The 26,004-nt window shown below is 63.0% G+C and carries 24 protein-coding genes; 17 read left to right on the top strand and 7 right to left on the bottom strand.

The genetic code is table 11. The features are described 5' to 3' along the window. Genes ACXZ1M_RS11640 through ACXZ1M_RS11630 form a run of 3 tightly spaced genes read right to left on the bottom strand, consistent with a single transcriptional unit; the run spans position 1 to position 2,300 of the window. Entirely contained in the window at positions 1 to 180 is a 180-nt protein-coding gene (locus tag ACXZ1M_RS11640) for a hypothetical protein (RefSeq protein ID WP_459053321.1), read from the bottom strand. A 43-nt stretch (positions 181 to 223) separates the two neighbouring features. Continuing rightward, positions 224 to 1,828, bottom strand: a complete 1,605-nt coding sequence (locus tag ACXZ1M_RS11635) for an alkaline phosphatase D family protein (protein WP_459053320.1) — start codon at positions 1,826 to 1,828, stop codon at positions 224 to 226. Between the two features lie 13 nt (positions 1,829 to 1,841). Further along, positions 1,842 to 2,300 carry an acyl-CoA thioesterase gene (locus ACXZ1M_RS11630; RefSeq protein WP_459053319.1) on the bottom strand — a complete coding sequence of 153 codons (459 nt, stop codon included), beginning with the start codon at positions 2,298 to 2,300 and terminating at the stop codon, positions 1,842 to 1,844. Positions 2,301 to 2,361: 61 nt separating this feature from the next. On the opposite strand from ACXZ1M_RS11630, the gene ACXZ1M_RS11625 reads away from it, so the two are divergent. Both ACXZ1M_RS11625 and ACXZ1M_RS11620 read left to right on the top strand, forming a co-directional pair. Beyond that, positions 2,362 to 4,194 carry an ABCB family ABC transporter ATP-binding protein/permease gene (locus tag ACXZ1M_RS11625; protein WP_459053318.1) on the top strand — a complete coding sequence of 611 codons (1,833 nt, stop codon included), beginning with the start codon at positions 2,362 to 2,364 and terminating at the stop codon, positions 4,192 to 4,194. A 35-nt stretch (positions 4,195 to 4,229) separates the two neighbouring features. Then, positions 4,230 to 5,651, top strand: a complete 1,422-nt coding sequence (locus ACXZ1M_RS11620; RefSeq protein WP_459053317.1) for a M20/M25/M40 family metallo-hydrolase — start codon at positions 4,230 to 4,232, stop codon at positions 5,649 to 5,651. On the opposite strand, the gene ACXZ1M_RS11615 is transcribed toward ACXZ1M_RS11620, so the two are convergent. Then, positions 5,648 to 7,216 (bottom strand): family 43 glycosylhydrolase, encoded by a 1,569-nt coding sequence (locus ACXZ1M_RS11615; protein ID WP_459053316.1) that lies wholly within the window; start codon positions 7,214 to 7,216, stop codon positions 5,648 to 5,650. The genes ACXZ1M_RS11620 and ACXZ1M_RS11615 overlap by 4 nt on opposite strands. A 192-nt stretch (positions 7,217 to 7,408) precedes the next feature. Between ACXZ1M_RS11615 and ACXZ1M_RS11610 the strand changes: the two genes are divergently transcribed. Next, the gene (locus ACXZ1M_RS11610; RefSeq protein ID WP_459053315.1) at positions 7,409 to 7,609 is read left to right on the top strand and encodes a hypothetical protein; all 201 of its coding nucleotides are present in this window, start codon (positions 7,409 to 7,411) and stop codon (positions 7,607 to 7,609) included. A gap of 46 nt (positions 7,610 to 7,655) precedes the next feature. On the opposite strand, the gene ACXZ1M_RS11605 is transcribed toward ACXZ1M_RS11610, so the two are convergent. Next, positions 7,656 to 8,918: a dicarboxylate/amino acid:cation symporter gene (locus tag ACXZ1M_RS11605; RefSeq protein ID WP_459053314.1), complete on the bottom strand. Its 1,263-nt coding sequence runs from the start codon at positions 8,916 to 8,918 to the stop codon at positions 7,656 to 7,658. Positions 8,919 to 9,042: 124 nt separating this feature from the next. Here ACXZ1M_RS11605 and ACXZ1M_RS11600 point away from each other — a divergent pair, with 124 nt between their 5' ends. The 5 genes from ACXZ1M_RS11600 to ACXZ1M_RS11580 are packed head-to-tail and all read left to right on the top strand — an operon-like array spanning position 9,043 to position 13,625. Continuing rightward, positions 9,043 to 9,768: an amino acid ABC transporter ATP-binding protein gene (locus ACXZ1M_RS11600; protein ID WP_459053313.1), complete on the top strand. Its 726-nt coding sequence runs from the start codon at positions 9,043 to 9,045 to the stop codon at positions 9,766 to 9,768. A 57-nt stretch (positions 9,769 to 9,825) separates the two neighbouring features. After that, positions 9,826 to 10,722: an amino acid ABC transporter substrate-binding protein gene (locus ACXZ1M_RS11595; RefSeq protein ID WP_459053312.1), complete on the top strand. Its 897-nt coding sequence runs from the start codon at positions 9,826 to 9,828 to the stop codon at positions 10,720 to 10,722. Further along, positions 10,719 to 11,450 carry an amino acid ABC transporter permease gene (locus ACXZ1M_RS11590; RefSeq protein WP_459053311.1) on the top strand — a complete coding sequence of 244 codons (732 nt, stop codon included), beginning with the start codon at positions 10,719 to 10,721 and terminating at the stop codon, positions 11,448 to 11,450. The genes ACXZ1M_RS11595 and ACXZ1M_RS11590 overlap by 4 nt, the downstream gene beginning before the upstream one ends. Then, positions 11,450 to 12,142 carry an amino acid ABC transporter permease gene (locus ACXZ1M_RS11585; RefSeq protein WP_459053310.1) on the top strand — a complete coding sequence of 231 codons (693 nt, stop codon included), beginning with the start codon at positions 11,450 to 11,452 and terminating at the stop codon, positions 12,140 to 12,142. The genes ACXZ1M_RS11590 and ACXZ1M_RS11585 overlap by 1 nt, the downstream gene beginning before the upstream one ends. A 46-nt stretch (positions 12,143 to 12,188) precedes the next feature. Further along, positions 12,189 to 13,625, top strand: coding sequence for an amidohydrolase family protein (locus ACXZ1M_RS11580; protein ID WP_459053309.1), 1,437 nt, complete (start codon positions 12,189 to 12,191; stop codon positions 13,623 to 13,625). A gap of 66 nt (positions 13,626 to 13,691) precedes the next feature. Here ACXZ1M_RS11580 and ACXZ1M_RS11575 read toward each other — a convergent pair whose 3' ends face one another. Next, positions 13,692 to 13,862: a type II toxin-antitoxin system prevent-host-death family antitoxin gene (locus ACXZ1M_RS11575; RefSeq protein WP_459053308.1), complete on the bottom strand. Its 171-nt coding sequence runs from the start codon at positions 13,860 to 13,862 to the stop codon at positions 13,692 to 13,694. 111 nt (positions 13,863 to 13,973) lie between these two features. Between ACXZ1M_RS11575 and pyrC the strand changes: the two genes are divergently transcribed. The 4 genes from pyrC to ACXZ1M_RS11555 all read left to right on the top strand — a co-directional run bounded on the left by pyrC (position 13,974) and on the right by ACXZ1M_RS11555 (position 18,177). Continuing rightward, complete coding sequence (gene pyrC, locus ACXZ1M_RS11570) at positions 13,974 to 15,026, top strand: dihydroorotase (protein ID WP_459053307.1); 1,053 nt, start codon at positions 13,974 to 13,976, stop codon at positions 15,024 to 15,026. Positions 15,027 to 15,031: 5 nt separating this feature from the next. Next, positions 15,032 to 15,850 carry a DUF3025 domain-containing protein gene (locus ACXZ1M_RS11565; protein ID WP_459053306.1) on the top strand — a complete coding sequence of 273 codons (819 nt, stop codon included), beginning with the start codon at positions 15,032 to 15,034 and terminating at the stop codon, positions 15,848 to 15,850. A 49-nt stretch (positions 15,851 to 15,899) separates the two neighbouring features. Next, positions 15,900 to 16,904: a Gfo/Idh/MocA family protein gene (locus ACXZ1M_RS11560; protein WP_459053305.1), complete on the top strand. Its 1,005-nt coding sequence runs from the start codon at positions 15,900 to 15,902 to the stop codon at positions 16,902 to 16,904. Positions 16,905 to 16,965: 61 nt separating this feature from the next. After that, positions 16,966 to 18,177, top strand: a complete 1,212-nt coding sequence (locus ACXZ1M_RS11555; protein ID WP_459053304.1) for an MFS transporter — start codon at positions 16,966 to 16,968, stop codon at positions 18,175 to 18,177. A gap of 115 nt (positions 18,178 to 18,292) precedes the next feature. On the opposite strand, the gene recG is transcribed toward ACXZ1M_RS11555, so the two are convergent. Further along, complete coding sequence (gene recG, locus ACXZ1M_RS11550; protein WP_459053303.1) at positions 18,293 to 20,359, bottom strand: ATP-dependent DNA helicase RecG; 2,067 nt, start codon at positions 20,357 to 20,359, stop codon at positions 18,293 to 18,295. Positions 20,360 to 20,443: 84 nt separating this feature from the next. Between recG and queA the strand changes: the two genes are divergently transcribed. From queA to secF, 5 genes are all read left to right on the top strand, one after another. Further along, the gene (gene queA, locus ACXZ1M_RS11545; protein WP_459053302.1) at positions 20,444 to 21,472 is read left to right on the top strand and encodes a tRNA preQ1(34) S-adenosylmethionine ribosyltransferase-isomerase QueA; all 1,029 of its coding nucleotides are present in this window, start codon (positions 20,444 to 20,446) and stop codon (positions 21,470 to 21,472) included. Beyond that, positions 21,472 to 22,611, top strand: a complete 1,140-nt coding sequence (gene tgt, locus ACXZ1M_RS11540) for a tRNA guanosine(34) transglycosylase Tgt (RefSeq protein ID WP_459053301.1) — start codon at positions 21,472 to 21,474, stop codon at positions 22,609 to 22,611. Before queA ends, tgt begins: the two co-directional genes overlap by 1 nt. 71 nt (positions 22,612 to 22,682) lie before the next feature. Beyond that, on the top strand, positions 22,683 to 23,018 hold the full coding sequence (gene yajC / locus ACXZ1M_RS11535) for a preprotein translocase subunit YajC (protein ID WP_459053300.1): 336 nt from the start codon (positions 22,683 to 22,685) through the stop codon (positions 23,016 to 23,018). Between the two features lie 58 nt (positions 23,019 to 23,076). Next, positions 23,077 to 24,939, top strand: coding sequence for a protein translocase subunit SecD (gene secD / locus ACXZ1M_RS11530; RefSeq protein ID WP_459053299.1), 1,863 nt, complete (start codon positions 23,077 to 23,079; stop codon positions 24,937 to 24,939). 25 nt (positions 24,940 to 24,964) lie between these two features. Further along, complete coding sequence (gene secF / locus ACXZ1M_RS11525) at positions 24,965 to 25,987, top strand: protein translocase subunit SecF (protein ID WP_373989376.1); 1,023 nt, start codon at positions 24,965 to 24,967, stop codon at positions 25,985 to 25,987. Positions 25,988 to 26,004 lie beyond the last annotated feature (17 nt).

The following is a 26,004-nucleotide window of genomic DNA, read 5'->3' as shown; positions in this document are numbered from 1 at the left end:
TTATTTTCGGATGCATGCGAGCCGCCTGGCTCGCATGGCGGCGGCTACGCGGCTGCGTGCCGGGTGTGTGCGGCCCTCTTTTACGCGGAGAGATTGCTCCGCCGTCATGGTTTGCAATAGCGCCTGATGCAGGTAGTGCATCAGCTCGCGCGCAAGCTGGTCATCGCTTACTTTCAACATACGCCACCTCCTCCAAGCCAGTATAGAACCTGGCCGCCGCGTTTCAAGCGCGATCCGGCCCCGGCCGCCCGTTGCGCACCACGAAGCGGGCTGCGCGCTCTATGGCGCTGGTGCTTTCGTGCACATTGTCCAGGGCAAGAAAATCGGCGCTTGCCGTGTCCGGCGTGATGGTCAGCAGCATGTAGCCGCGCTTGTCGCTGCGGCCATATTTGATGCCGTGGTTCATCGATACATACTGCTCGGTACGACTTTGCGAACGCGACGGCGAGGTGATCGAAGTGCCGCAGAATTCGCTCGCCAGCACCGGGTTGGCGGCCGCGCGCGGACGTGCCGGGTTGCGCATCAGTTCGCAGGCGAAGAAACTGTGCACGTCGCCGGAGAGCACCAGCGGATTGGCGGCGCGGCTGGTGTGCAGGGTGTCGAGCAGGCGCTGGCGGGCCATCGGGTAGCCATCCCAGCCATCGGTCCAGAAGCGGCCGTCGCCTTCCTTGTTGATAGGCAGCTGGCTGTTCTGCGCCATCAGCGTTTGCTGGGCCAGGATGTTCCAGCGCGCCGTCGAGCTGCTCAGCCCTTGCGCCAGCCATTGTTCCTGCTGCTGGCCGAGCATGCTGCGGCCGGGTTCCATCAGCGTCGGACAGGCCCGCTTGAGGACCGAGCTGGAGCCGCCGCGTCCCGCCGGCGGGCAGGCCAGGTTGGCGCGGTACTGGCGGTCGTCCAGCACGTGGAAGCGGGCGAGCCGGCCCCAGTCGTAGCGCTGGTAGATGCGCAGATGGGCGAAGTCGCGGCCTGCCGGTGACGCGCGCAGCGGCATGTGCTCGTAGAAGGCCTGGTAGGCGGCGGCCCGGCGCTGCAGGAAGCGCGGGTCGAGGCGCTCGTCGCGTTCGTTGCCGTAGTCGTTGGCGACTTCGTGGTCGTCCCAGGTGACGATCCATGGCGCGGCCTGGTGCGCAGCTTGCAGATCGCGGTCGGTTTTGTATTGGGCGTAGCGGGCGCGGTAGTCGGCCAGCGTGAAGCTCTCAGAGACCCGTACAGCCGTTTTCGGATGCTGCAGCTGGTATGGCCCCCACTCGTAGATGTAATCGCCCAGGAAGGCCACCAGGTCCGGTGCTGCGGCGGCGATGTGGCGGTGCGCGGCGTAGCTGCCGAATTCCCAGTGCTGGCAGGAGGCGACGGCCAGCTTCAGCGCTTTGGGCATGGCGGCGGCGGCCGGCGCGGTGCGCGTGCGGCCGATCGGGCTGACAGCGTCGCCCAGCATGAAGCGGTACCAGTACCAGCGCTCCGCCTGCAAGCCGGTGACGTCGACGTGGACGCTGTGCGCCAGCTCGGGCGCGGCGCTGGCCGTACCCTTGGCAACGATGCGGCGGAATTGTTCGTCCTCCGCCATTTCCCAGCGCACGCTGAAGGCCAGCGCCGGCATGGCGGCGGCGTTGAGCGGATCGAACAGGATGCGGGTCCAGATGATGACGGCGTCCGGCAGCGGCGAGCCGCTGGCGACGCCCAGGCTGAACGGATAAGCGTTGCCGCCTTCGCGCGCGGCGACGCGGTTCTGTGCAAGGGCCGCGGTGCTGGCGCTGGTCAGCGCGGTGGCCGCGCCGAGTGCGGTCAGGCGGCCGGTCGTGGCGAGGAAGATGCGGCGGTCCTGGTCCATGCGCCGCTGGAGGTCAGGATTGGATCAAGGTCTCGATCGACGGCACCTTGCGTGGCTTGCGGTCGGAGTCGGTGGCCACGTAGGTCAGGGTGGCTTCGGTGACCTTGACGGTGTCGGCCTGCAGGCGGTTGCGCTCCGCGTACACCTCGACCTGCACGGTGATGGACGTATTGCCAACCTTGACAATATCAGCATAGAACGACAGCAGGTCGCCCACGAACACCGGGTTCTTGAACACGAAGGAGTTCACCGCGATGGTGGCGACGCGGCCGTTGGCGCGGCGCGTGGCCGGCAGCGAACCGGCGATGTCGACCTGCGCCATGATCCAGCCGCCGAAGACGTCGCCGTACACATTGGCGTCGGAAGGCGCGGGCATCATGCGCAGTTCCGGCATCTTCCCGGCAGGCAGGCCGCGATTGACGGCGGTGACGGGATTGTTGGCGTTGGTGGCGGGATTTTGAGGCGTGGTCATCGTGATTTCTCTTCAGGGGCTACAATTACCGGGATTGAACCATAAAAAGCCAAGATCCGCCATGCGCCGTTACGCCGATTCCCAGCCAGCCCCAGCCAGCACAGCCGCCCAGCAACGCAGCGATGCCGCTACCCTGAAAACACTCATCCCTTATTTGTGGGTCTACAAATGGCGCGTGCTGCTGGCGCTGGGTTGCCTGGTCGGCGCCAAGCTGGCCAACGTCGGCGTGCCGGTCGTGATGAAGAAACTCATCGATTCGCTGACCATCACGCCCTCGCATCCGCAGGCCTTGCTGGTGCTGCCGCTCGGCGCGCTGGTTGCCTACGGCATCCTGCGCGTCTCGACCACGCTGTTCACCGAGCTGCGCGAATTCCTGTTTGCGCGTGTGACCCAGCGCGCGGTGCGCACCATCGCGCTGCAGGTGTTCCGCCATCTGCACGCGCTGTCGCTGCGCTTCCACCTGAACCGCCAGACCGGCGGCATGACGCGCGATATCGAACGCGGCACGCGCGCGGTGGGCTCGCTGATCTCGTACACGCTGTTCAACATCCTGCCGACGCTGGTGGAGATCACGCTGGTGCTGGGCTACCTCGTCACGCACTACGACATCTGGTTTACGGTGATCACTGCGGTGGCGCTGGTGTCGTACATCAGCTTCACCATCATCATCACCAACTGGCGCACGCACTTCCGCCGCACTATGAACGAGCTGGATTCGAAGGCCAACACCAAGGCCATCGATTCGCTTATCAACTACGAAACGGTGAAGTACTTCGGCAACGAAGAGTACGAGGCCAAGCGCTACGACGAAGGCTTGCAGCGCTATGAAAGCGCCGCTGTTAAGTCGCAAACCTCCCTGTCGCTGCTGAACACCGGGCAGTCGATGATCATCGCGATTGCGGTGACGCTGATCCTGTGGCGCGCGACGGTGGGCGTCATCGACGGCAAGATGACCCTGGGCGATCTGGTGTTGGTGAACGCGTTCATGATCCAGCTGTATATTCCGCTGAACTTCCTCGGCGTGATCTACCGCGAGATCAAGCAAAGCCTGGCCGACATGGAGAAGCTGTTCTCGCTGCTGGACCAGAACCGCGAGATCGCCGACGCCAAGGATGCGCAGCCGCTGGTCACGCACGGCGCACAGGTGCGCTTCAACCACGTGGGCTTCAGCTACGATCCGAAGCGCCAGATCCTGTTCGATGTCGACTTCACCATCGCGCCGGGCACCACCACGGCGGTGGTGGGACACAGCGGCTCGGGCAAGTCGACCTTGTCGCGACTCCTGTTCCGCTTCTACGAAGTGAACGCCGGCGGCATCACCATCGACGGCCAGGATCTGCGTTCGCTGACGCAGGACTCGGTGCGCCACGCCATCGGCATCGTGCCGCAGGATACGGTGCTGTTCAACGACACCATCGAATACAACATCGCCTACGGCAAGCCGGGCGCCACGCATGACGAAATCGTGGCCGTCGCGCGCGCCGCGTCGATCCACGATTTCATCGAGACCCTGCCGGACGGTTACCAGACCATGGTGGGCGAGCGTGGCCTGAAACTTTCGGGCGGCGAGAAGCAGCGTGTGGCGATCGCCCGCACGCTGCTGAAGAATCCCGCCATCCTGATCTTCGACGAAGCCACGTCGGCGCTGGACTCCAAGGCGGAGCAGGCGATCCAGGCGCAGTTGAAGGAAATCTCGCGCACGCGTACCACCATGGTGATCGCGCACCGTCTGTCCACCGTGGCCGACGCGCAGCAGATCCTGGTGCTCGATCACGGCCGTATCGTCGAACGCGGAACGCATCAATCCCTATTGGCAGCGGACGGACTGTATGCTCAAATGTGGGAGCGCCAGCAGGCCAAGGCTGACGAAGAAGACACTGTGAATATAGTTTAAAGTAGTTTAAGTTAGTTTACCTAAAGGGATCGACCATGAAGTCTCGTTTTGTTCTGGGTGCAGTAACCGCCATGCTGGCATGCGTGCAAAGTGCCTACGCTGCCGATCCAACTGAACAGCAGTTCCGCGCCCTCTACAAAGAGCTGGTTGAAACCAACACCACGCTGTCGTCCGGCAGCTGCACGCTGGCGGCCGAGCGCATCGCCGCGCGCCTGAAGACGGCCGGCTTCCCTGAGTCTGACCTGCACCTGTTCGCCGACCCGGCGCATCCGAAAGAGGGCGGCCTGGTGGCCGTGATGCCGGGCCGCGATCCGAAGGCGAAAGCCATCCTGCTGCTGGCGCACATCGACGTGGTGGAAGCCAAGCGTGAAGACTGGACCCGTGATCCGTTCACGCTGATCGAGGAAGACGGCAAGTTCTACGCGCGCGGCGTGGTGGACGACAAGGCGCAAGCCGCGATCTGGGCCGATTCGCTGATCCGCTTCAAGCAGGAAGGCTACCAGCCGCGCCACACGCTGAAGATGGCGCTGACTTGCGGCGAAGAGACCGCCGGCGCCTTCAACGGCGCGGAATGGCTGACTAAGAACCGTCGTGAGCTGATCGACGCCGGCTATGCGCTGAACGAAGGCGCGGGTGGCGAGTTGAATGCAACCGGCAAGCGCGTGTCGATGACCGTGCAGGCCGGCGAGAAGGTGGCGCAGAACTATCGCCTGGAAGTGGTCAATCGCGGCGGCCACAGCTCGCGTCCGATGAAGGACAACGCCATCTATCACCTGGCTGGCGCGCTGACCAAGGTGCAGGGCTATGAATTCCCGATCCAGCTGACCGACGGCAGCAAGGGTTATCTGAACGCGATGGCGAAGATTCAGCTCGACGCCGGCAACAAGCCAATCGCCGATGCGATGAAGGCCGTGGTGAAAAACCCCGCCGACGCCAAGGCCGTTTCCACCGTATCGAAGGCCGACGCCAGTTGGGCGGCCATGCTGCACACCACCTGCGTGGCGACCATGCTCGATGCCGGCCACGCCACCAATGCGCTGCCGCAGCGCGCCCGCGCCAACGTCAACTGCCGCATCTTCCCTGGTGTGACGCAGGAGACCGTGCGCCAGGCGCTGGTGAAGGCGATCAACGATCCTGCGGTGAAAGTGGAGACGCTGGAAATTCGCGGCGAGAACGCGCCGCCGCCGGTGCTGACGCGCGCCATCATGGAGCCGGTGGAGAAGCTGACCGCGAAGATGTGGCCTGGCGTGCCGGTGATGCCGATCCTGCAGTCCGGCGCCACCGACGGCCAGTTCCTCAACGCGGCCGGTATTCCGACCTACGGGATCAGCGGGATTTTCCTGACGCCGGACCTGGGCAATATCCACGGCCTGAATGAATACATCGGCGTGCAGTCGCTGATGGAAGGCCGCGTCTTCCTGCACGAGCTGGTGAAGACTTACGCCGAGCAGATCTAAGCTAAAGCGCGATATCTGAAATCGCGCAACTTCACCACGCCTGCGCCCGCGCTGTACACGCCGGGCTGCAGGCTGGCGAAACCACCGAACACGTTGTGGTGCAGGCCCGAGACTTCCATCTGCCACGAATGCTGTATCCAGTTGGCGCCGTCCAGCGAGTAATGGAAGGTCACGATGTGACGGTCGTTCCGCACACGGATATGGACGGTGGAGACATCCATCTTTTCACGCATCCAGCTTTGTTCCTGCGAGTGGGCGAAGGTTTTCATCTGCGTCGGCGTGAAGCCGATGCCGACGTAGGCGCGCTCGTTGTAGTGCAGCAGCAGGCCGCCTTCCGCATCAGGGCCGATGTCCATGGTGATGGTGGCTTCATAGGCGCGGTCACCGGTGATGAAGGTCAGCGGCGAGCAGTCCACCGGCGACGTGCCTTTGCCTTTGATGGAAAGTACGCCTGGCGTGTGCTGCACGCGTTTCATCTCGTCCGGTCCCGGATTAAAGAAGCTCCACTGCACGCCGAATTTCAGCGTTTTGAAATCATCCGACTTGGCGAAGTTGTGCTGCTGGGTTTTGCCTTTCTTCGGCATTGGCAGCGGTGCGGACAGGTCGCCACCCTTGGCTTTGAACCAGCCGTCCTTGGTCCACTCGATAGGTTCGAGCAGACATTGACGGCCCAGCGTGCGGTAGCCGTTTTCGTAGCCGTGGTAGACCATCCACCAATCGCCGGCAGGGCCTTCGACCAGCGTGGCGTGGCCGCGCGACCACCATTTCTCTTCGGCGCTGTGGGTACGTACCAGCGGATTTTGCGGGTGGTTTTCCCATGGGCCGTGGATGGAGCGCGAGCGCGCGGCGATCACCATGTGGCTGGTCGGTGGGCCGGAGGTGCCGCCGACGGCCATCACGAGATAAAACCATTCGCCGCGCTTGAGCAGCTTGGGGCCTTCGGGGGCGAACATCTCCACCACCCATTCTTTCGGATAGCGCCAGGGCTCGTAGACTTTTTCCAGCTTGCCGGCGGTGGCCAGGCCGTCGTCGGTGAGCGCGATGCGGCGCACGCCGTTGACGAACAGGTAGCGCTTGCCGTCTTCACCGACGGCGTGGCCAGGATCGATGGCTCCTTCGATTTTCAGGTCGATCGGATCGCTCCACGGGCCTTTGATGTTGTCGGCCCAGATGACGTAGATGCTGGAGCCGGCGGGGATGTAGATGAAGTAACGGCCGTTGTGCTTGACCAGGTCCATGGCCCAGATGCTGCCGAGCGGTTTGGTGAGGGCGGGACCGATGGGCTGCCAGTTCACCAGGTCTTGCGAGTGCCAGATGATGACGCCGGGGTAGGACAGGAAGGACGAAAACGTCATGTAGTAATCGTCGCCGTCCTTGAGGATGGTGGGATCGGGATGGTCGCCGGCGAGGATGGGGTTGAGGAAGGTGCCGTTGCCCAGGTCCGCCTTGCGCTGCCCCTCGACGCCACGCGCCCATTTCGGTTCCGCCGCAGCGTGCACCAACTGCGGCGCCGCCGCCGCGCCAGCCAGCAAAGTCTTCAGCGCAGTGCGCCGCGAAGCAGTCATATCGTCTCCATCCAAACAAATAGAATTATCTCCAGATGGTGCATCAGCGCCGGCGGCATCGCAATTGCGAAAAGCGCCAATCCAACTAACGATTCCGCACAACAGCCCCGCTTGCTTGATATGCGCTGCCGCAAAGCGCATCATGGCCGCGCAGACTACGCTCCGAAGACCTATTGCATAGCGGAGGACGCGATGAAAGATGGTTTGATGTTGCTGATTGCCGGCCTGTTGTGCGCGGGCGGTGCGGCGCTGTTTTTCAGGTTCTTTGGCAGCGATGCGATGAGCATCATCATGCTGCTGGCGCTGGTTGGCGCGACGGTTGATAACTTTCGTCTGCGGCGCAGCTTGCGCGAGATGGGAGCCAAGCCGGAAGGAAAGCGCACTTGGTTGTGACGAAAAAAAGGCCACCGCGAGGTGGCCTTCTGTTTGGTGGTGTTGCTTACGGCAGGGGCTTGACGGCCAGGTCGCCGTTTTGCAGCGGGTCGGTCAGTTCGCCTTCCCACTTGGCGACCACTGCGGTTGCCACGCCGTTGCCGATCACGTTTGTGGCCGAGCGCGCCATGTCCAGGAAGTGGTCGATGCCCAGCAGCAGCAGCATGCCCGCCTCAGGGATGTTGAACTGGCTCAGCGTGGCGGCAATCACCACCAGCGAGGCGCGTGGTACGCCGGCCATGCCCTTCGACGTCAGCATCAGCACCATCATCATGGTCATCTGCTGGCCCAGCGACATTTCGATGCCATACGCCTGTGCAATGAACACGGTGGCGAAGGTGCAGTACATCATCGAACCGTCCAGGTTGAACGAGTAGCCGATCGGCAGCACGAACGCGGCGATGCGGTTGCGCACGCCGAAACGTTCCAGGCCTTCCAGCGTTTTCGGATACGCCGCTTCGCTCGACGCGGTCGAGAACGCCAGCAGCGCCGGGCTGCGCATTTCCTTCATCAGCGAGAACACGCGACCTTTCAGGAACAGGAAGCCGATGAAGATCAGCAAGGCCCACAGCAGCGCGATGCCGAAGTAGAACTCGGCCATGAACACGCCGTAGGTCGACAGCACGCCCAGGCCGCTCTTGGCGATGGTGCCGGCAACCGCCGCGAACACTGCAAACGGCGCGAACTTCATCACGTAGCCGGTGACCTTGAGCATCACGTGGGCCACGCCGTCCAGCGCATCGACCAGCGGGTTGGCCTTGGCGCCCACCGCAGCAGCAGCGGAACCAAAGAACAGCGAGAAGATCACAATCTGCAGGATCTCGTTCTTGGCCATGCCGTCCACGATCGACGACGGCACCAGGTGGGTGACGAAGTCTTTCAGGGTCAGGCTGGACGTGGCCAGGTCGGCCTTGGCGGCGGTGGCGGCCATGTGGCCCAGCAGCGCGTCGCCAGGACGGAACAGGTTGACCAGGATCAGGCCCAGGCTCAGCGACATCACCGAGGCCAGGAAGAACCAGCCCAAGGTCTTGATGCCGATGCGGCCCACTTCCGACGCATCACCCATGCGGGCAATGCCGACCACCAGCGTGGAGAAGACCAGCGGCGCGATGATCATCTTGATCAGGCGCAGGAACAGCGTGGTGATCAGCGAGAGGGTGTCGGCAAAGCCGAGCGGATTCTCAAGATGATCATGGGCAAAGTAGCCGGTAATAATCCCGAGTGCCAGGCCCAGGAGGATGTAAGTGGTCAATCGGCTTTTTTTCTGCATGTTCTGTGGTTCCCGTGGTAGTGTCTCTTTTGGACGCAGGCTTTGGCAGGGTTGGCTGCGCTAGCGCAAGTTCGTATGTTAGCTTTGTAAGCTGATGAAACATTAAGCAAGTTCCGCAGTATATATGATAGCGATAAAAAATCTCAGCAAATGGTATGGCCAATTCCAAGTGTTGGCTGATTGCAGCACCAGCGTGGCTAAAGGCGACGTGATGGTGATTTGCGGCCCGTCGGGCTCCGGCAAGTCCACCCTGATCAAGACCGTCAACGGACTGGAACCGTTCCAGCAGGGCGAGATCATGGTGGATGGCGTGTCGGTCGGCGCGGCCGGCACCGATCTGCCTAAACTGCGGGCACGCATCGGCATGGTGTTCCAGAATTTCGAGTTGTTCCCGCACCTGTCCGTGCGCCAGAACCTGACGCTGGCGCAGATCAAGGTGCTGGGCCGCAGCGAGGACGAGGCCAATGCGCGCGGCTTGCAGTACCTGGACCGGGTCGGCCTGCTGACGCAGCAGGACAAGTTCCCGAACCAGCTGTCCGGCGGCCAGCAGCAACGCGTGGCGATTGCCCGCGCGCTGGCGATGGACCCGATCGCCATGTTGTTCGATGAGCCCACCTCTGCGCTGGACCCGGAAATGATCAACGAAGTGCTGGATGTGATGGTCGGCCTGGCGCAGGACGGCATGACCATGATGGTGGTCACCCACGAAATGGGCTTCGCCCGCAAGGTGGCCAACCGCGTGGTGTTCATGGACCAGGGCCGCATTCTGGAAGACAGCGGCAAGGAGGAGTTCTTCGCCACCCCGCGCTCCGAGCGCGCGCGCGATTTCCTGGCGAGGATCATCCATTAAATAAAGTGCTTACGCGCTCGGTGCATTATTTCTGCTTAGGGAGGAATCATGTCATTCATGCGGGTAATTATGTTTATCGCGGCCTGCCTCACGGGGCAGGCCGCAGCACAAGATGCCGGCGGCACGCTGGCCAAAATCAAGCGCACCGGCAGCATCACGCTCGGCGTGCGCGACGGCTCGATTCCCTTCTCCTACCTGGACGACCAGCAGCAGTATCGCGGTTACGCGGTCGACCTGTGCATGAGGGTGGTGACGGCTTTGCAGCAGCACCTTGGCGTTCCGCTCAAGGTCGCGCTCAATCCGGTCACCTCGGCCAATCGCATACCGCTCATGGCCAACGGCACCATCGACCTTGAATGCGGCTCCACCACCAACAACGCCGAGCGCCAGCAGCAGGTGGCGTTCGCGCCGACCATGTTCGTGATCGGCAACCGACTGCTGTCGAAGAAATCCTCCAACATCCGCATGCTGGATGACATGAAGGGCAAGACCCTGGTGGCCACCGCCGGCACCACCACCCTCAAGCAGATGACCATGCTGAACGCCGAGCGCAAGCTGGGCATGAACATCGTGGTCGGCAAGGACCATCCCGAGTCCTTCCTGATGCTGGAAACCGGGCGCGCGGCGGCCGAGGCCAACGACGATATCCTGCTGGCCAGCCAGATCGCCAGCGCGCGCAATCCCGGCGACTACGTCATCAGTCAGCAGGCCTTGTCGGTTGAGCCTTACGGCATCATGATGCGGCGCGGCGATCCGGCGTTTAAAGCGGTGGTGGATGCGGCGCTGGTGTGGGTCTACCAGTCGGACGAATTCGCGGCGATCTACCGCAAGTGGTTCCAGAGTCCGATACCTCCCAAGGGCATCAACCTCAACTTCCCGATGTCGGCGCAGCTGAAGGCGGTGATCGCCAAGCCGACCGACTCGCCCGATCCCGCCGCCTACGCAGTGCGATGAACTATCACTGGAACTGGCGCATCTTCGGCGAGCTGTCGCCGGACGGCGTGCATACCTATGCGGACACGCTGTGGGCCGGCCTAGGCTGGACATTGGCGACCTCGCTGGCCGGCTGGGTGATGGCGCTGCTGCTCGGCTTTACGGTGGGCGCGCTGCGCACGCTGCCGCAACGCTGGCTGGCGCTGGCCTGCACCGCCTACGTTGAACTGTTCCGCAACGTGCCGCTGCTGGTGCAGATGTTCCTGTGGTTCTTCGTGGCGCCGGAGCTGCTGCCGCAAACGGCGGGCGATTGGCTGAAGGCGCTGCCGAATGCGCCCTTTGTGACAGCGGTGGTGTGTCTCGGCTTCTTCACCTCGGCGCGAGTAGCTGTGCAGGTGACGGCCGGCATACAGGCCTTGGCCGGCGGCCATCGGTTGGCTGCGCAAGCGTTGGGTTTGAGCCTGCCGCAGACCTATCGGCTGGTGCTGCTGCCGCTGGCGCTGCGCATCATCCTGCCGCCGCTGACCAGCGAATTCCTCAACATCATCAAGAACAGTTCCGTCGCGCTGACCATCGGCTTGATGGAGCTGACCGCCAGCGCGCGGGCGATCCAGGAGTTTTCCTTCCAGGTGTTCGAGGCGTTTTCCGCAGCCACCTTGATCTATGTGCTGGTCAACCTGGTGGTGATCGGCGCCATGCGCTTGCTGGAGCGGCGGCTGGCGCTGCCCGGTACCTTGGGAGCACGGTGATGTTCACGCACTTTGACTTCGACGTGATCGGTCGTTCGTGGGTCTATCTTTTCCAGGTCGGCATGGCGTTCACGCTGGAACTGACCGTGCTGGCCATGCTGGGCGGCGTGGCCTTGGGCACCTTGCTGGCGCTGGGTCGCATGTCGTCCTTCAAGCCGCTGGCGCTGGCCGCCGCTGGCTACGTCAACCTGATCCGCGCGGTGCCGCTGGTGCTGGTGATCTTCTGGTTTTATTTTCTGGTGCCGTATGTGGCGGCGTGGATGATCGGCGCGGCGGAGCCGGTGAAGGTCGGCACCTTCTGGTCGGCGCTGATCACCTTCACCTTGTTTCAGGCGGCGTACTACTGCGAGATCATGCGCGGCGGCATACAGGCGATTCCGCGCGGGCAGGTGCTGGCGGCGCAGGCATTGGGGCTGCGTTACTGGCAGGTGATGGCGCGCGTGGTGCTGCCACAGGCCTTTCGCAACATGCTGCCGGTGCTGCTGACGCAGACCATTGTGCTGTTCCAGGATGTGTCGCTGGTGTATGTGCTGTCGGTGCCCGATTTTGTCGGCGCGGCCAGCAAGGTGGCGCAGCGCGATGGCCGGCTTGTGGAAATGTACACCTTTGTGGCACTGGTTTACTTTGTTTTGTGCTGCCTGCTTTCATGGATGGCAAGGCAGCTGCAGAAGCGGGTGGCCATCGTGCGCTAGACTCTGATAGTATCCTCGCCAAGTTCAAATTAACGGGGGGGAGATCATGAGAAAAATAGCAGGCACCATGTTGACGCTGGGGCTCATCGCCAGCGCGCACGCCGCCGACAAAATCGCCGCAGACCTGGTTCTGACCAAGGCGACTCTGATCGACGTCGCAGGCGGCAAAACGGTTACTGGCAAATCGGTGGTGCTCAAGGGCGACTCGATTCTGGCCGTGGTGGACGACAAGCAGTTGTCGCAGTACGCAGCCAAGAAGACCATCAGCCTGCCGGGCAAATACCTGATGCCGGGCCTGTGGGACACCCACGTGCACTTCGGCGGCGGTCCGGCCCTGATTGAAGAGAACAAGCATTTGCTGCAGCTGTATCTGGCCTACGGCATTACCGCCGTGCGCGATTGCTCGGGCGATCTGCCGGACACCGTGCTGCAATGGCGCGACCAGGTCAATGCGCGTCAGCTGGAAGGTCCCACCATCTTCACCTCGGCCGCCAAGCTGGAAGGCTACAAGCCGCTGTGGAAAGGCACGATCGAAGTCGGTACGCCGGAAGAGGTGAGCAAGGCGCTGGACAAGCTGCAAGGGCAGAAGGTGGACTTCGTCAAGATCACCGAGAACACCTTGAAGCCGGAGATCTATCTGGAAGCGCTGCGCCAGGCCAAGGAGCGCGGCATGCGCACCTCCGGCCACATTCCGGTGCAGTTGACGCTGGCGACGATGTTCGACGCGGGTCTGGGCACGGTGGAGCATCAATCGTATCTGCTGCGCGCCGCGACGCCGAAGGAAAAAGAACTGACCGAGCAGGTTGCCGCCGGCAAGCTGACCGGCAAGGAAGCCGTCAAGCAAAGCCTAGCCACGTATGATGAAGCGACTGCGCGCAGCTCGTTCCGCTACATGGCATCGAAAGGCACGGCGATAGTGCCGACGTTGTCGGTATCGCGCGTGGTGGCCTATCTAGACCACGACGACCACTCGCATGACGAAGCCTTGCAGTACATCGGCAAAGGCCTACGCGCTACTTACGACTGGCGCGTGCAGCGTGCGGCGCAGGACGATGCGGCGGCGATTGCGCAGCGCAAGGCGGTGTTCGAGAAATCCGCTTCGCTGCTGCCGATCCTGCAGCAGGAAGGCGTGAGCATCATCGCCGGCACGGATGCGGGATTCCTCAATTCCTACGACTATCCGGGCCAGGCGCTGCACGATGAAATCGGCCTGTACGTGAACTACGGCCTGACGCCGGTGCAGGCTTTGCAAAGCGCCGTCATCAACGGCCCGCGCTTCCTCGGCAAGCTGGATCGCTACGGCAGCCTGGAGGCAGGCAAGTCAGCGGACGTGCTGGTGCTGGATGCGAATCCATTGAAAGACATCAGCGCCACGCGCAAGATCCGCACCGTCATCAGCCACGGCACCGTCTACGACCGCGCACGCCTGGACAAAATCCTGGCCGACACCAAAGCCTGGGCCGCGCAGACTACCGCGCCGTGACAAAGCGGTGAGTGATATTGATGCTATGTGAGTAAATGCTGGCGAGCGAATACATCAGTTTTTAGCTCACCAGCAGAGCTCCCGGCTGCTCTCTGCCAGAGGTTCCGCGCGCGCGGCATTGATCGATTCCCGCATGCCGGACAAGGAGAGCAGATGCAGCGTTTCCTGGACCGCGACGTCTTCATTGATCAAGTTGTAGAGCCGGGCGCGGGCCTCGCTGGCGGAGATAATGTCCATGGCGGCTCCTATGAATAGATCAAGCAAACGTACGCCTTTGTGTACGCACTGTCAAGCGACTGCCGCAACGAGGTAAAATGTCGGCTATTCGCATTTTGAGAGCCCGCCGCCATGTCCGACCTCGAACACACCCCAGACTCCATCACCATCACCCGTCCAGACGACTGGCACCTGCATTTGCGCGATGGCGCGACCATGGCCAGCGTGCTGCCGCACACCGCCCGCCAGTTCGGCCGCGCGATTGTGATGCCGAATTTGAAACCGCCGGTGACTACCACCGCTGCCGCCATCGCCTACCGCGAGCGCATCGTCGCGGCGCTGCCTCAGGGGATGGATTTTGGGCCGCTGATGACGCTCTACCTCACCAATAACACCCCGCCGGACGAAATCGTGCGCGCCATGGAGAGCGGCATCGTGCACGCGGTCAAACTGTACCCGGCCGGCGCCACCACCAATTCGGACGCCGGCGTGACCGACCTGTCCAACTGCTACAAGACGCTGGAAAAGATGCAGGAAGTCGGCATGCCCTTCCTGGTCCACGGCGAAGTCACCGACCAGGACATCGACCTGTTCGACCGCGAAGCCGTCTTCATCGAGCGCGTGATGCGCCCGCTGCGCCGCGATTTCCCGGCGCTGAACATCGTCTTCGAACACATCACCACCAAGCACGCCGCGCAATACGTGGCGGAAGCCGAAGGCCCGATCGCTGCGACCATCACAGCGCATCACCTGCTGTACAACCGTAACGACATCTTCAAGGGCGGCATTCGCCCTCACTACTACTGCCTGCCGGTGCTGAAGCGCGAAGAACATCGCCTGGCGCTGGTTACCGCAGCGACCAGCGGCGACGAACGCTTCTTCCTCGGCACCGACTCGGCGCCGCACGCAAAGGGCGCCAAGGAAGCCGCCTGCGGTTGCGCCGGTTGCTACACCGCGCTGCACGCGATGGAACTGTACGCCGAAGCCTTCGAACGCGCCGGCGCGCTGGATAAGCTGGAAGCCTTCGCCAGCTTCAACGGCCCGGCCTTCTACGGCCTGCCGCGCAACGAGGGCACCATCACCCTCAAGCGTGAGCAATGGACCATGCCGGAAACCCTGCCGCTGGCGGAGCAAGAGGTAGTGCCTCTCAACGCCGGCGAAACCATCAGCTGGAAAATGGTGTAAGCAAAGTGCTGGAGGCAATCGACTGGTCGCGTCCATGGTACGAATCCGTGCGCGATGTGGCCGGCCTCCTGGCGCCATCGGCGCAGGCGCACTTCCGCGATGAATTCAGCAAGCAGGCCGCCGCACTGGGCCTGCGCAATCATCTCGGCTTGCCGCTGTCCTTCGTCCAGCAGGAGGATCTGCCGGACGGCACGGCCTACGAACAGCACATCGGCGCCACCGGCTGTGTGCCGACGCGCGACAACCTGCACGACTTCTTCAACGGCCTGGTATGGCTGTCCTTCCCGCGCATCAAAGTCCAGCTGAACGCCTTGCAGGCGGCGCAGATCGCGCTCGACGGCGTCGGCAAATCGCGCGGTCCCGCGCGTGACGGAGCCACCATCTTCGATGAAAACGCCGCCTTGCTGGTGGTGCGCGACAACGCCGACGGCCACGCGCTGGTCGAAGCGCTGCGCGGACACCGCTGGCGCGAGGCTTTCGTCGAACGGCGCGGCATGTGGGGAGCGGACGCGCAGGTCTGGCTATTCGGCCACGCGCTGATGGAAAAGCTGGTGGCGCCGCGCAAAGCCATCACCGCGCACACACGCGTGCTGCTTGCGCCGGATGACTTCTTTTCGCTGGACCACGCAGGTCGCCGCGCATGGATAGACGCGACGGTGGCGCAGCAGCTGGCCGAGGATGGCCTGAGCACCGCCGGCTTCACGCCTATGCAGGCGCTGGGCGTACCGGGCTGGTGGCCGCAGCAGGACGACGCCTTCTACGCCGACACCACCGTGTTCCGGCCGAAGCGTGCCGACGCCGCCGGGCAAGCCGCAGTAAAATAAACGCTTCGACATCAACCAACACGCCGCCACGCGGCAGAAAGTGCACGCCATGACGCAGCCGATTCGCTGGGGTATTCTGGGCACGGGCAAAATCGCCAAAGCCTTCGCCACCGCATTGAAAGACACGCCCGACGCAACCCTGGCAGCGGTTGCTTCACGCTCCGTCGATAGCGCTACCAAGTTCGGCCAGGAATACGGCGCCGAGCGTTTCCACGGCAGCTACCAGGCGCTGGCCGACGATCCGGCGGTGGACGTGATCTATATCGCCACGCCGCACCCCATGCACCACGAGAACGCGCTGATGTGCCTCAACGGCGGCAAGGCCGTGTTGGTGGAGAAGTCGTTCACCATGAATCGCCGCCAGGCCGAGGACATCATCAACCTGGCGCGCGCGAAAAACCTGTTTGTGATGGAAGCCATGTGGACGCGCTTCATGCCGTCCGTGGTGGAAGCTAAGCGCATTGTCGACAGCGGCGAGATCGGCAAGCCGGCCAACGTCACCGCCGATTTCGGCTTCACCTCGGACGCCGGCCCTGAGCACCGCCTGTTCGCGCCGGAGCTGGGTGGCGGCGCGCTGCTGGACCTGGGCATCTATCCGTTGTCGATGGCGTCGTTCTTCCTCGGCGGCGTCACCGGCGTCAAGGCGCAGGCGGAGATGACCGCCACCGGCGTCGACATGCAGACCGCGTTCACGCTGTCGCACGAAGGCGGCGGCGTATCGTCCTGCGCCTGCAGCCTGCGTTCGCGCACGCCGACCGAGCTGACCATCTCCGGCACCAAGGGCTTTGTGCGCCTGCACGACCGCTTCCACAACACCGACACCATTACCGTCACGGTGGTGGACGGCGCCTCGCGCAACGAACGTACGCTGTCGCTGCCTAAGAGCGGCAACGGCTACACGCATGAAGCGCAGGAAGTCGGCCGCTGCTTGCGCGCCGGCCTGATCGAAAGCCCGGTGATGCCGCACGCCGAAACGCTGGCCATCATGGGTACGCTGGATGAGATCCGCGCGCAGATCGGCCTGCGCTACCCATCCGACGCAGCCAACGCTTAAGCAAGGCCGGCGCGAACTGGTTACAATCTCCGGATACGAAATGAATAACCGGGGATAGACCATGTTCACAGCCGACCGCGCACCCTCACTCAAAACCGTGCTGCTTGCCACCGGCGTCGTCCTGACGCTGGCGATGGGCGTGCGCCACGGCTTCGGCTTCTGGATGCAGCCCATCTCCCAGGCCAACGGCTGGACACGCGAAACCTACTCGCTGGCGCAAGCCATGCAGAACCTGATGTGGGGCGCGGTTGGCCCGTTCGCCGGCATGGCGGCGGACCGCTTCGGCACCATGCGCGTGGTGCTGGTGGGCGCGGTGGCCTACATGCTTGGGCTGGTGTGGATGGCGACCGTCACGCAACCGACCTTGTTCGTGCTGGGCTCGGGCCTGTTGATCGGCATCGGCCTTGCGTGCACCGCGTTTGGCGCGGTGAGCGGCATCATCGGCCGCGTGGCGCCGGCGGAGAAGCGCTCATGGGCGTTCGGTATCTCGGGTGCGGCCAGCTCCTTCGGCCAGTTCATGATGATGCCGGTCGAGCAGCAGTTGATCTCCGCCGTGGGCTGGCAGAACGCCTTCTACATACTGGGCGCGCTGATCGTGGTGTTGATGGTGCCGATGGCGTTTTATCTGCGCGAGCCGGTGGTGACGCACGGGCATGGCCCGCAGCAAAGCATCCGCGAGGCGGCCAGCGAAGCGCTGGGCAATCGTTCCTTCCTGTTCCTGGTGGCGGGCTATTTCGTGTGCGGCTTCCAGGTGGTGTTCATCGGCGTGCACTTGCCGGCGTATCTGAAGGACCAAGGCATCGGCAATCCGAACGTGGCGGTGCTGGCGCTGGCGCTGATTGGATTGTTCAACATCTTCGGCTCCTACTATGCGGGCAAGCTTGGCGGACGCCTGCCCAAGCGCTATCTGCTGTCGGGTATCTACTTCTCGCGGTCGGTGGTGATATCGCTGTTCCTGCTGGCGCCCTTGATGCCGCTGTCGGTGTACCTGTTCGCGGCGGCGATGGGCGTGTTGTGGTTGTCGACCGTGCCGCTCACCAACGGCATTATCGCCGGCGTATTCGGCGTCAAGCACATGTCGATGCTGGCGGGGATCGTGTTCTTCTCGCACCAGTTGGGCAGCTTCCTGGGCGTATGGCTGGGCGGCTACCTGTACGCGGCGCAGGGCAACTACAACATCGTGTGGGGCATCGCGATTGCGCTGGGCGTGATGGCCGGGCTGGTGAACTTGCCGATCAATGAGCGCGCGCTGGCGCGTGTGCAAGCGGCGTGATCATGAAAACCTGGCTGCTACGCGCCGCCTTCGCCGCCGTGCTGGCGCTGTGCTTCGCGGCGTACCTGCAGCCGGACTTCGTAGTCGATATCGCCAACCGCATCTATCTGTGCTTCTAGACTTTCAAAAACTCTTCGCGGCCGCCTAGCCAGCGGGCCAGGTGGGCTTCGACGGTGGCGGCTTTTTCTGGGGTGTTGGCGTGGAGTAGGTCGTGGGCGACGTCGCGCGCCTGGTCCACCAGCCAGCCGTCCGTTTCCAGGTCGGCGAAGCGCAGCATGGCTTGGCCGGATTGGCGCGAACCGAGGAATTCGCCGGGACCGCGTATCTCCAGGTCGCGGCGGGCGATTTCGAAGCCGTCCGTGGTTTCGCGCATCGTCATCAGGCGCTGCTTGGCGATCTGGCCCAGCGGGCTTTGATACAGCAACAGGCAGACCGACGCCGCCGAGCCTCGTCCCACGCGTCCCCGTAGCTGGTGCAGCTGCGACAGCCCGAATCGCTCCGCATGTTCGATCACCATCAGTGATGCATTCGGTACGTCCACGCCCACCTCGATCACCGTGGTGGCGACCAGCACCTGCATCTCGTTGGCGGTGAAGGCGTCCATCACCACCTGCTTTTCCGCCGGCTTCATGCGGCCGTGTACCAGGCCGACATTCAGGTCGGGCAGGGCTTCGGCCAGCAGGAGATGCGTTTCCGTGGCGGTTTGCAGTTGCAGCGCTTCCGATTCCTCGATCAGCGGGCAGACCCAATACACTTGCCGGCCTTCCTGCGCGGCCGCGTGCACGCGTTCGATCACTTCATCGCGCCGGTTCTGGTCGATGGCGCGCGTGACGATGGGGCTGCGCCCCGGCGGCAGTTCGTCGATCACCGAAACTTCCAGATCGGCGTAGTAGGTCATCGCCAGCGTGCGCGGGATCGGCGTGGCCGACATCATCAGCTGGTGCGGCACCGCGCCCTCATTGCCCTTGTTGCGCAACGTGAGGCGCTGGCCGACGCCGAAGCGGTGCTGCTCATCGACGATGGACAGGCCCAGGTTCTCGAACATCACCACGTCCTGCAGCAGCGCGTGCGTGCCCACCACCAAGCGCGCTTCGCCCGATTCGATCATGTCGTAGGCGGCCTGCTTGTCCTTTTTTTTCAAGCTGCCGGTCAGCCACGCGACCTTGACGCCCAAAGGCTCCATCCACGCGGCGATCTTGCGGAAGTGCTGCTCGGCCAGGATCTCGGTCGGCGCCATCAGCGCGGCCTGGTAACCGCTGTCGATGGCCTGCGCGGCCGCCAACGCTGACACTACCGTCTTGCCGCTGCCGACATCGCCCTGCAACAGGCGTTGCATCGGATATGGCTGGCGCAGGTCGGCGCTGATTTCGGTCAGCACGCGCTGCTGCGCCTTGGTCAGTTTGAACGGCAGCACAGACTGCAGGCTTTTCGATAGCTTGCCCACCACCGTCAGCGGCGGCGAGCCCTTGGCGCGGCGTGCGCGCTGGGCGCGTTTCAGGGACAGCTGCTGCGCCAGCAGTTCGTCGAACTTCACCCGCGTCCAGGCGGGATGGGAGCGGTCGGCCAGCGCGTGTTCGTCCACTTGCTGCGGCGGGTAGTGCAGCAGCTTCACCGCCGGTTCAAGGTCCGACAGCTGCAACTGTGCGCGCAGCGACGCCGGCAGGGTGTCGGTCCAGTCGACCCGCTTCATGGCTTCGCCGATGGCCTTGCGCAGCACCGGCTGCGACAAGCCCTCGCCGGACGGATAGACCGGCGTGAGGGAAGTCGGCAGCGGTGCGCCTTCGTTCACCACCTTGTAGGCCGGGTGCACCATCTCGGCGCCGAAGAAGCCGTGCTTCAGTTCTCCGCGCACCCGCACGCGCGTGCCTTCGGCCAGTTGCTTGACCTGGCTGCCGTAGAAATTCATGAAACGCAGCTGCAAATCGCCCGTGCCGTCGCTGATATGCACTAATAATTGACGCCGGGGCTTGTAGGCGATCTCGTTTTTTACAACTATGCCCTCAACTTGGGAGGTGTCGCCGCCGTGCAGACGCGCTTCTTCAATGGTGATGACCTGCGTCTCGTCCTCATAGCGCATGGGCAGGTGCAGCACCAGGTCCATGTCCGTGTGCAGGCCCAGTTTGGCCAGTTTGGCCTCCGGGCTGACGGTTTTTTTGGCAGTTTTCGACGGTGAAACAGGCATATGGCGTAAAATAGAGGGTTGGCCGCCGGTATTGTAAGGCTGGCGCCGTCGTTGGGACTACCGTATTTTTAACTGAGTTCGCAAATGTATTCGCTTTCCGATTTCGATTTTAACTTGCCGCAAGAGCGTATTGCGCAATTCCCGCTGCCGGACCGCAGCGCTTCCCGCCTCCTGCACCTGGACGGCGCGCAGATTATCGACCGCCAGTTCGCCGACATCGTCGGCCTGCTGCAGCCCGGCGATCTGCTGGTGATGAATGACACCCGCGTGCTGAAAGCCCGCTTCTTCGGCACCAAGGAGAGCGGCGGCAAGGTGGAGGCGCTGGTCGAGCGCGTGCTGGACAACCGCACCGTGCTGGCACAGGTGCGCGCTTCGCGTTCGCCGCTGGCCGGCACCAAAATGCGCCTGGCCGACGCTTTCGACGTCACCGTCGGCGAGCGCGCCGGCGAGTTCTTCACGCTGCACTTTGACGCCGACGTGTTCGACCTGATCGAAGCGCACGGCCGCCTGCCGCTGCCGCCCTACATCGAGCACGATGCCGATTCCTTCGACGAGACCCGTTACCAGACCGTCTTCAACAAGGTGCCGGGCGCGGTGGCCGCGCCGACCGCCGGCCTGCATTTCGACGAGAAGCTGCTGGCCGAGCTGAAAGCCAAGGGCGTCAACTTCGCCTACGTCACGCTGCACGTGGGCGCCGGCACCTTCCAGCCGGTGCGCACCGAGGTGCTGTCCGAGCACCAGATGCACACCGAGTGGTACACCATGCCGCAGGAAACCGTGGACGCGGTGCGCGCCACGCGTGCGGCCGGCCGCGATGTGGTGGCGGTCGGCACCACCAGCCTGCGCGCGCTGGAGTCGGCCTCGCAGTCCGGACAGCTGGAAGCGGGCAGCGCCGATACCGCGCTGTTCATCACGCCCGGCTACAAGTTCAAGACCGTGACGCGCCTGATCACCAATTTCCACCTGCCGAAGTCGACCCTGCTGATGCTGGTGTCGGCCTTCGCCGGGTTTGAAGAGATCCGCAAGGCCTACGCCCACGCGATCGACAATGAATACCGCTTCTTCAGCTATGGCGACGCCATGCTGCTGACGACGCAGAACAAGGAACAATAATGCTCGAATTTACCCTGCACAAGACCGACACCACCGGCGTCACCCGCGCCCGTCGTGGCGAAGTGAAGCTGAACCACGGCGTGGTCCAGACCCCGATCTTCATGCCGGTCGGCACCTACGGCTCGGTCAAGGCGATGTCGCCGCTGGAGCTGAAGGAAATCAACGCGCAGATCATCCTGGGCAATACCTTCCACCTGTGGCTGCGTCCGGGTAATGACGTGATGGCCAAGTTCGGCGGCCTGCACGACTTCATGGGCTGGGACAAGCCCATCCTGACCGATTCCGGCGGTTTCCAGGTGTTTTCGCTGGGCGCCATGCGCAAGATCACGGAAGAGGGTGTGCACTTCAATTCGCCGATCAATGGCGACAAGCTGTTCCTGTCGCCGGAAATCTCGATGCAGATCCAGCGCGTGCTGAATTCCGATATCGTGATGCAGTTCGACGAATGCACCCCCTACGAAATCGACAAGCGTCCGGCAACTCTTGATGAGGCGGCAAAGTCCATGCGCATGTCCTTGCGCTGGGCGCAACGTTCGCACGACGAATTCCATCGCGGCGAGAACCCGAACGCGCTGTTCGGCATCGTCCAGGGCGGCATGTTCGAAAACCTGCGCGACGAATCGCTGGCCGGTTTGGAAGAAATCGACTTCCCGGGCCTGGCCATCGGCGGCCTGTCGGTCGGCGAGCCGAAGGAAGACATGATGCGTATTTTGCAACACGTCGGCCCGAAACTGCCGGCCAACAAGCCGCACTACCTGATGGGCGTGGGCACGCCGGAAGACCTGGTGGCCGGCGTTTCGGCCGGCGTCGACATGTTCGACTGCGTGATGCCAACCCGTAACGCCCGCAACGGCTGGATCTTCACCCGCTTCGGCGACGTGAAAATCAAGAACGCCCGTTACAAGGAAGACAAGGAACCGCTGGACAGCACCTGCTCCTGCTACGCCTGCAAGAACTTCTCGCGCGCCTACCTGCACCACCTGAACCGCACCCAGGAAATCCTCGGCGCGCGCCTGAATACCATCCACAATCTGCACTACTACCTGGACATCATGCAGCAGATGCGCGATGCCCTGGATGCGGACCGTTTCCCGGCGTGGGTGCAGCAATTCCACGCCGATCGCGCGCGCGGGGTGTAAAAGTCCTAACGCCTTCCGGCCAGTGCTAGAATACAGCGCTGTTTTTTCAAACTATAGATATCGGAGTCACTGTGTTCTTTATTTCCAACGCGTATGCCCAATCCAATCCACTGGAAGCCATCGGTTCCTCCAGTTTCCTGGGTCAATATGGTTTCCTGATCCTGATGTTCGTGGCAATGTACTTCCTGATGATCCGTCCTCAGCAGAAGCGCGCCAAGGAACAAAAGGCCATGATGGAAGCCCTGGCCAAGGGCAATGAAGTGGTCACCGCCGGCGGCGTGCTGGGCAAGGTCACCAAGATCTCCGACCTGTACGTGACCCTGGAAATCTCCAGCGGCGCGGAACTGGTGGTTCAAAAGAACTCGATCACGATGGTGCTGCCGAACGGCACGCTGAAGAGCCTGTAATTCCCATGGCCCGCGCCCGCGCGGGCCTTTTGACGTCACCATTGAACGTTAGAGCCATATGAATCGTTATCCAGTCTGGAAATATATCCTTATTGCCGTCGCCATTCTGCTGGGCGCGCTGTACACCGTGCCTAACTACTTCGGCGAATCGCCGGCAGTGCAGGTCACGAGCGGCAAGTCGACCGTCAAGATGACATCCGACATGAGCACCAAAGTGGCCGACGTGCTGTCCCGCGCCGGCATCGCCAACAACGGCATCGCCTTCGACGGCAGCGGCACCTATGCCTCAGTGCGCGTGCGCTTCGCCACCCCGGACATCCAGTTCCACGCCAAATCGGTGCTGGAACAGGGCCTGAACGCCGATCCCGCCGACCCGACCTATCTTGTGGCGCTGAACCTGCAAGCCGATACGCCGAAATGGATGCAAAAACTGCACGCGCTGCCGATGTACCTCGGCCTCGACTTGCGCGGCGGCGTGCACTTCCTGATGCAGGTGGACACCAAGGCCGTGCTGACCAAGCGCGTGCAAGGCATCCAGGCCGCCGCCCGCAGCACGCTGCGCGACAAGAACGTGCGCCACGCCGGCATCGACCTGGTCGGCGACAGCATCGAAATCAAATTCCGCGACGACGCCACCCGCCAGAAGGCCAAGGACGTGTTGTCGGGCCAGGTGTCCGACCTGCTGTACGTGGACTCCGGCACCGGTGACGAGCTCAAAACCACGGTCACCCTGAAGCCGACCGCGCTCAAGCAAACCATCGATGATGGCGTGAAGCAGAACATCGCCACCCTGTCCAAGCGCGTCAACGAGCTGGGCGTGGCTGAACCGATCATTCAGCAGCAGGGCCCGGACCGCATCGTGGTCCAGCTGCCAGGCGTGCAGGACGTGGCGCGCGCGCGCGCCGTGATCGGCCGCACCGCCACCCTGGAAGTGCGCATGGTCGACGAATCGATCACGCCTGGCACCGAAATGTCGGCGGCGATTCCGTTCAACTCGGAACTGTTCACCGTTGGTAAAGGCGTTCCGGTCGTGCTGACCAAGGACGTGGTGCTGACCGGCGACTACATCTCCAGCGCCACTGCCAACCCGGACCAGAACGGCCAGCCGGCCGTCAGCATCGACCTGAACGGCGACGGCGGCCGCCGCATCCGCGACGCCACCCGCGACCGCATCGGCAAGAAGATGGCCATCGTGCTGAAAGAAAAGGGCAAGCCGGAAGTGCTGTCGGTCGCCACCATCCAGGCTGAATTGGGCAGCCGCTTCCAGATCACCGGCATGGGCAACGCCGAGAACTCGGCCGAGCTGGCGCTGCTGCTGCGCTCCGGCGCGCTGGCCGCACCGATGGAAGTGATCGAAGAACGCACCATCGGTCCTGCACTGGGCGCCGAGAACATCAACAAGGGCATGCACTCGACCCTGTACGGCTTTGCCGCGATCGCGATCTTCATGATTGCCTACTACATGATGTTCGGCTTCTTCAGCGTGCTGGCGCTGGCCTGCAACCTGTTGTTCCTGCTGGCGATCCTGTCGCTGATGCAAGTGACCCTGACCCTGCCGGGCATGGCCGCTATCGCGCTGGCGCTGGGTATGGCGATTGACTCCAACGTGCTGATCAACGAGCGCGTGCGCGAGGAACTGCGTGCGGGCGCGTCGCCGCAGCAGGCCATCGCCGCCGGCTTCGATCGTGCATGGGCCACCATCATCGACTCCAACGTGACCACCCTGATCGTGGGCGTGGCGCTGTGGGTGTTCGGTTCCGGCCCGATTCGCGGCTTCGCCGTGGTGCACACGCTGGGTATCCTGACCTCGATGTTCTCCGCCGTGTTTGTGTCGCGTGGCGTGGTCAACCTCTGGTACGGCCGCAAGAAAAAGCTGCAATCGATCGCCATCGGTACCGTCTGGGTACCAGGTCAGAAATAGTCGGATATAACTCGGGGCACGAAACATGGAATTTTTCCGCATCAAAAAAGACATACCGTTCATGCGCCATGCGCTGGTGTTCAACGTCGTTTCGGCGTTGACCTTCGTCGCAGCCGTGTTCTTCCTGTTCCACAAGGGCCTGCATTTCTCGGTGGAGTTCACCGGCGGCACCGTGATGGAGCTGAAGTACCAGCAGCCGGCCAACCTGGAACGGATCCGCTCGACGCTGCAAAGCATCGGTTACGAGCATCCTGAAGCGGCCGGCTTCGGCACCGCGCACGACGTCATGCTGCGCCTGCCGGTGGTGAAGGGCATCACGCCCAACGCCGCCTCGGCGCAAGTGTTCGAAGCGCTGTGCAAGGCCGAAACCGGCGCCATGAAGCAGATCGACACCGTGACCGCCAAGGGCGAGCACGTGGTCAAGCAATCCTGCGCCAACCCTGCCGGCGCCGAGCTGGTGGCCATGCAGAAGGTGGAATTCGTCGGTCCGCAGGTGGGCGACGAGCTGACGCAGAACGGTTTGAACGCACTGGTGATGGTGATCATCGGCGTGATGATCTACCTGGCGGTTCGCTTCGAGTGGAAGTTCGCAGTGGCGGCGATTATCGCCAACCTGCACGACGTGATTATCATCCTGGGCTTCTTCGCGTTCTTCCAGTGGGAGTTCTCGCTGACGGTGCTGGCCGGCGTGCTGGCGGTGCTGGGTTACTCGGTGAATGAATCGGTGGTTATCTTCGACCGTATCCGCGAAAACTTCCGCAAGCAGCGCAAGGCGTCGGTGCACGAAGTGATCGACAACGCGATCACCTCGACCATCTCGCGTACCATCATCACCCACGGCTGTACGCAGATGATGGTGCTGTCCATGCTGTTCCTGGGCGGTCCTACGCTGCACTACTTCGCCATGGCGCTGACCATCGGTATTTGCTTCGGTATCTACTCCTCGGTGTTCGTGGCCGCCGCAGTCGCCATGTGGCTGGGCGTGAAGCGCGAAGACCTGATCAAGCCGATCAAGGAAAAAGACGAAACGGACGGCGCAGTCGTCTAAGTCTCGAATCCCTCCCT

It is taken from the genome of Duganella paludis (assembly GCF_054461335.1).
The sequence above is the reverse complement of the archived record's forward strand: the minus strand, read 5'-3'. Positions and strand labels throughout refer to the sequence as shown.

Coding starts and splice junctions, on each gene's coding strand:
- ACXZ1M_RS11640 (WP_459053321.1), bottom strand. CDS start 180: ATGTTGAAAGTAAGCGATGACCAGCTTGCGCGCGAGCTGATGCACTAC.
- ACXZ1M_RS11635 (WP_459053320.1), bottom strand. CDS start 1,828: ATGGACCAGGACCGCCGCATCTTCCTCGCCACGACCGGCCGCCTGACC.
- ACXZ1M_RS11630 (WP_459053319.1), bottom strand. CDS start 2,300: ATGACCACGCCTCAAAATCCCGCCACCAACGCCAACAATCCCGTCACC.
- ACXZ1M_RS11625 (WP_459053318.1), top strand. CDS start 2,362: ATGCGCCGTTACGCCGATTCCCAGCCAGCCCCAGCCAGCACAGCCGCC.
- ACXZ1M_RS11620 (WP_459053317.1), top strand. CDS start 4,230: ATGAAGTCTCGTTTTGTTCTGGGTGCAGTAACCGCCATGCTGGCATGC.
- ACXZ1M_RS11615 (WP_459053316.1), bottom strand. CDS start 7,216: ATGACTGCTTCGCGGCGCACTGCGCTGAAGACTTTGCTGGCTGGCGCG.
- ACXZ1M_RS11610 (WP_459053315.1), top strand. CDS start 7,409: ATGAAAGATGGTTTGATGTTGCTGATTGCCGGCCTGTTGTGCGCGGGC.
- ACXZ1M_RS11605 (WP_459053314.1), bottom strand. CDS start 8,918: ATGCAGAAAAAAAGCCGATTGACCACTTACATCCTCCTGGGCCTGGCA.
- ACXZ1M_RS11600 (WP_459053313.1), top strand. CDS start 9,043: ATGATAGCGATAAAAAATCTCAGCAAATGGTATGGCCAATTCCAAGTG.
- ACXZ1M_RS11595 (WP_459053312.1), top strand. CDS start 9,826: ATGCGGGTAATTATGTTTATCGCGGCCTGCCTCACGGGGCAGGCCGCA.
- ACXZ1M_RS11590 (WP_459053311.1), top strand. CDS start 10,719: ATGAACTATCACTGGAACTGGCGCATCTTCGGCGAGCTGTCGCCGGAC.
- ACXZ1M_RS11585 (WP_459053310.1), top strand. CDS start 11,450: ATGTTCACGCACTTTGACTTCGACGTGATCGGTCGTTCGTGGGTCTAT.
- ACXZ1M_RS11580 (WP_459053309.1), top strand. CDS start 12,189: ATGAGAAAAATAGCAGGCACCATGTTGACGCTGGGGCTCATCGCCAGC.
- ACXZ1M_RS11575 (WP_459053308.1), bottom strand. CDS start 13,862: ATGGACATTATCTCCGCCAGCGAGGCCCGCGCCCGGCTCTACAACTTG.
- pyrC (WP_459053307.1), top strand. CDS start 13,974: ATGTCCGACCTCGAACACACCCCAGACTCCATCACCATCACCCGTCCA.
- ACXZ1M_RS11560 (WP_459053305.1), top strand. CDS start 15,900: ATGACGCAGCCGATTCGCTGGGGTATTCTGGGCACGGGCAAAATCGCC.
- ACXZ1M_RS11555 (WP_459053304.1), top strand. CDS start 16,966: ATGTTCACAGCCGACCGCGCACCCTCACTCAAAACCGTGCTGCTTGCC.
- recG (WP_459053303.1), bottom strand. CDS start 20,359: ATGCCTGTTTCACCGTCGAAAACTGCCAAAAAAACCGTCAGCCCGGAG.
- queA (WP_459053302.1), top strand. CDS start 20,444: ATGTATTCGCTTTCCGATTTCGATTTTAACTTGCCGCAAGAGCGTATT.
- tgt (WP_459053301.1), top strand. CDS start 21,472: ATGCTCGAATTTACCCTGCACAAGACCGACACCACCGGCGTCACCCGC.
- secD (WP_459053299.1), top strand. CDS start 23,077: ATGAATCGTTATCCAGTCTGGAAATATATCCTTATTGCCGTCGCCATT.
- secF (WP_373989376.1), top strand. CDS start 24,965: ATGGAATTTTTCCGCATCAAAAAAGACATACCGTTCATGCGCCATGCG.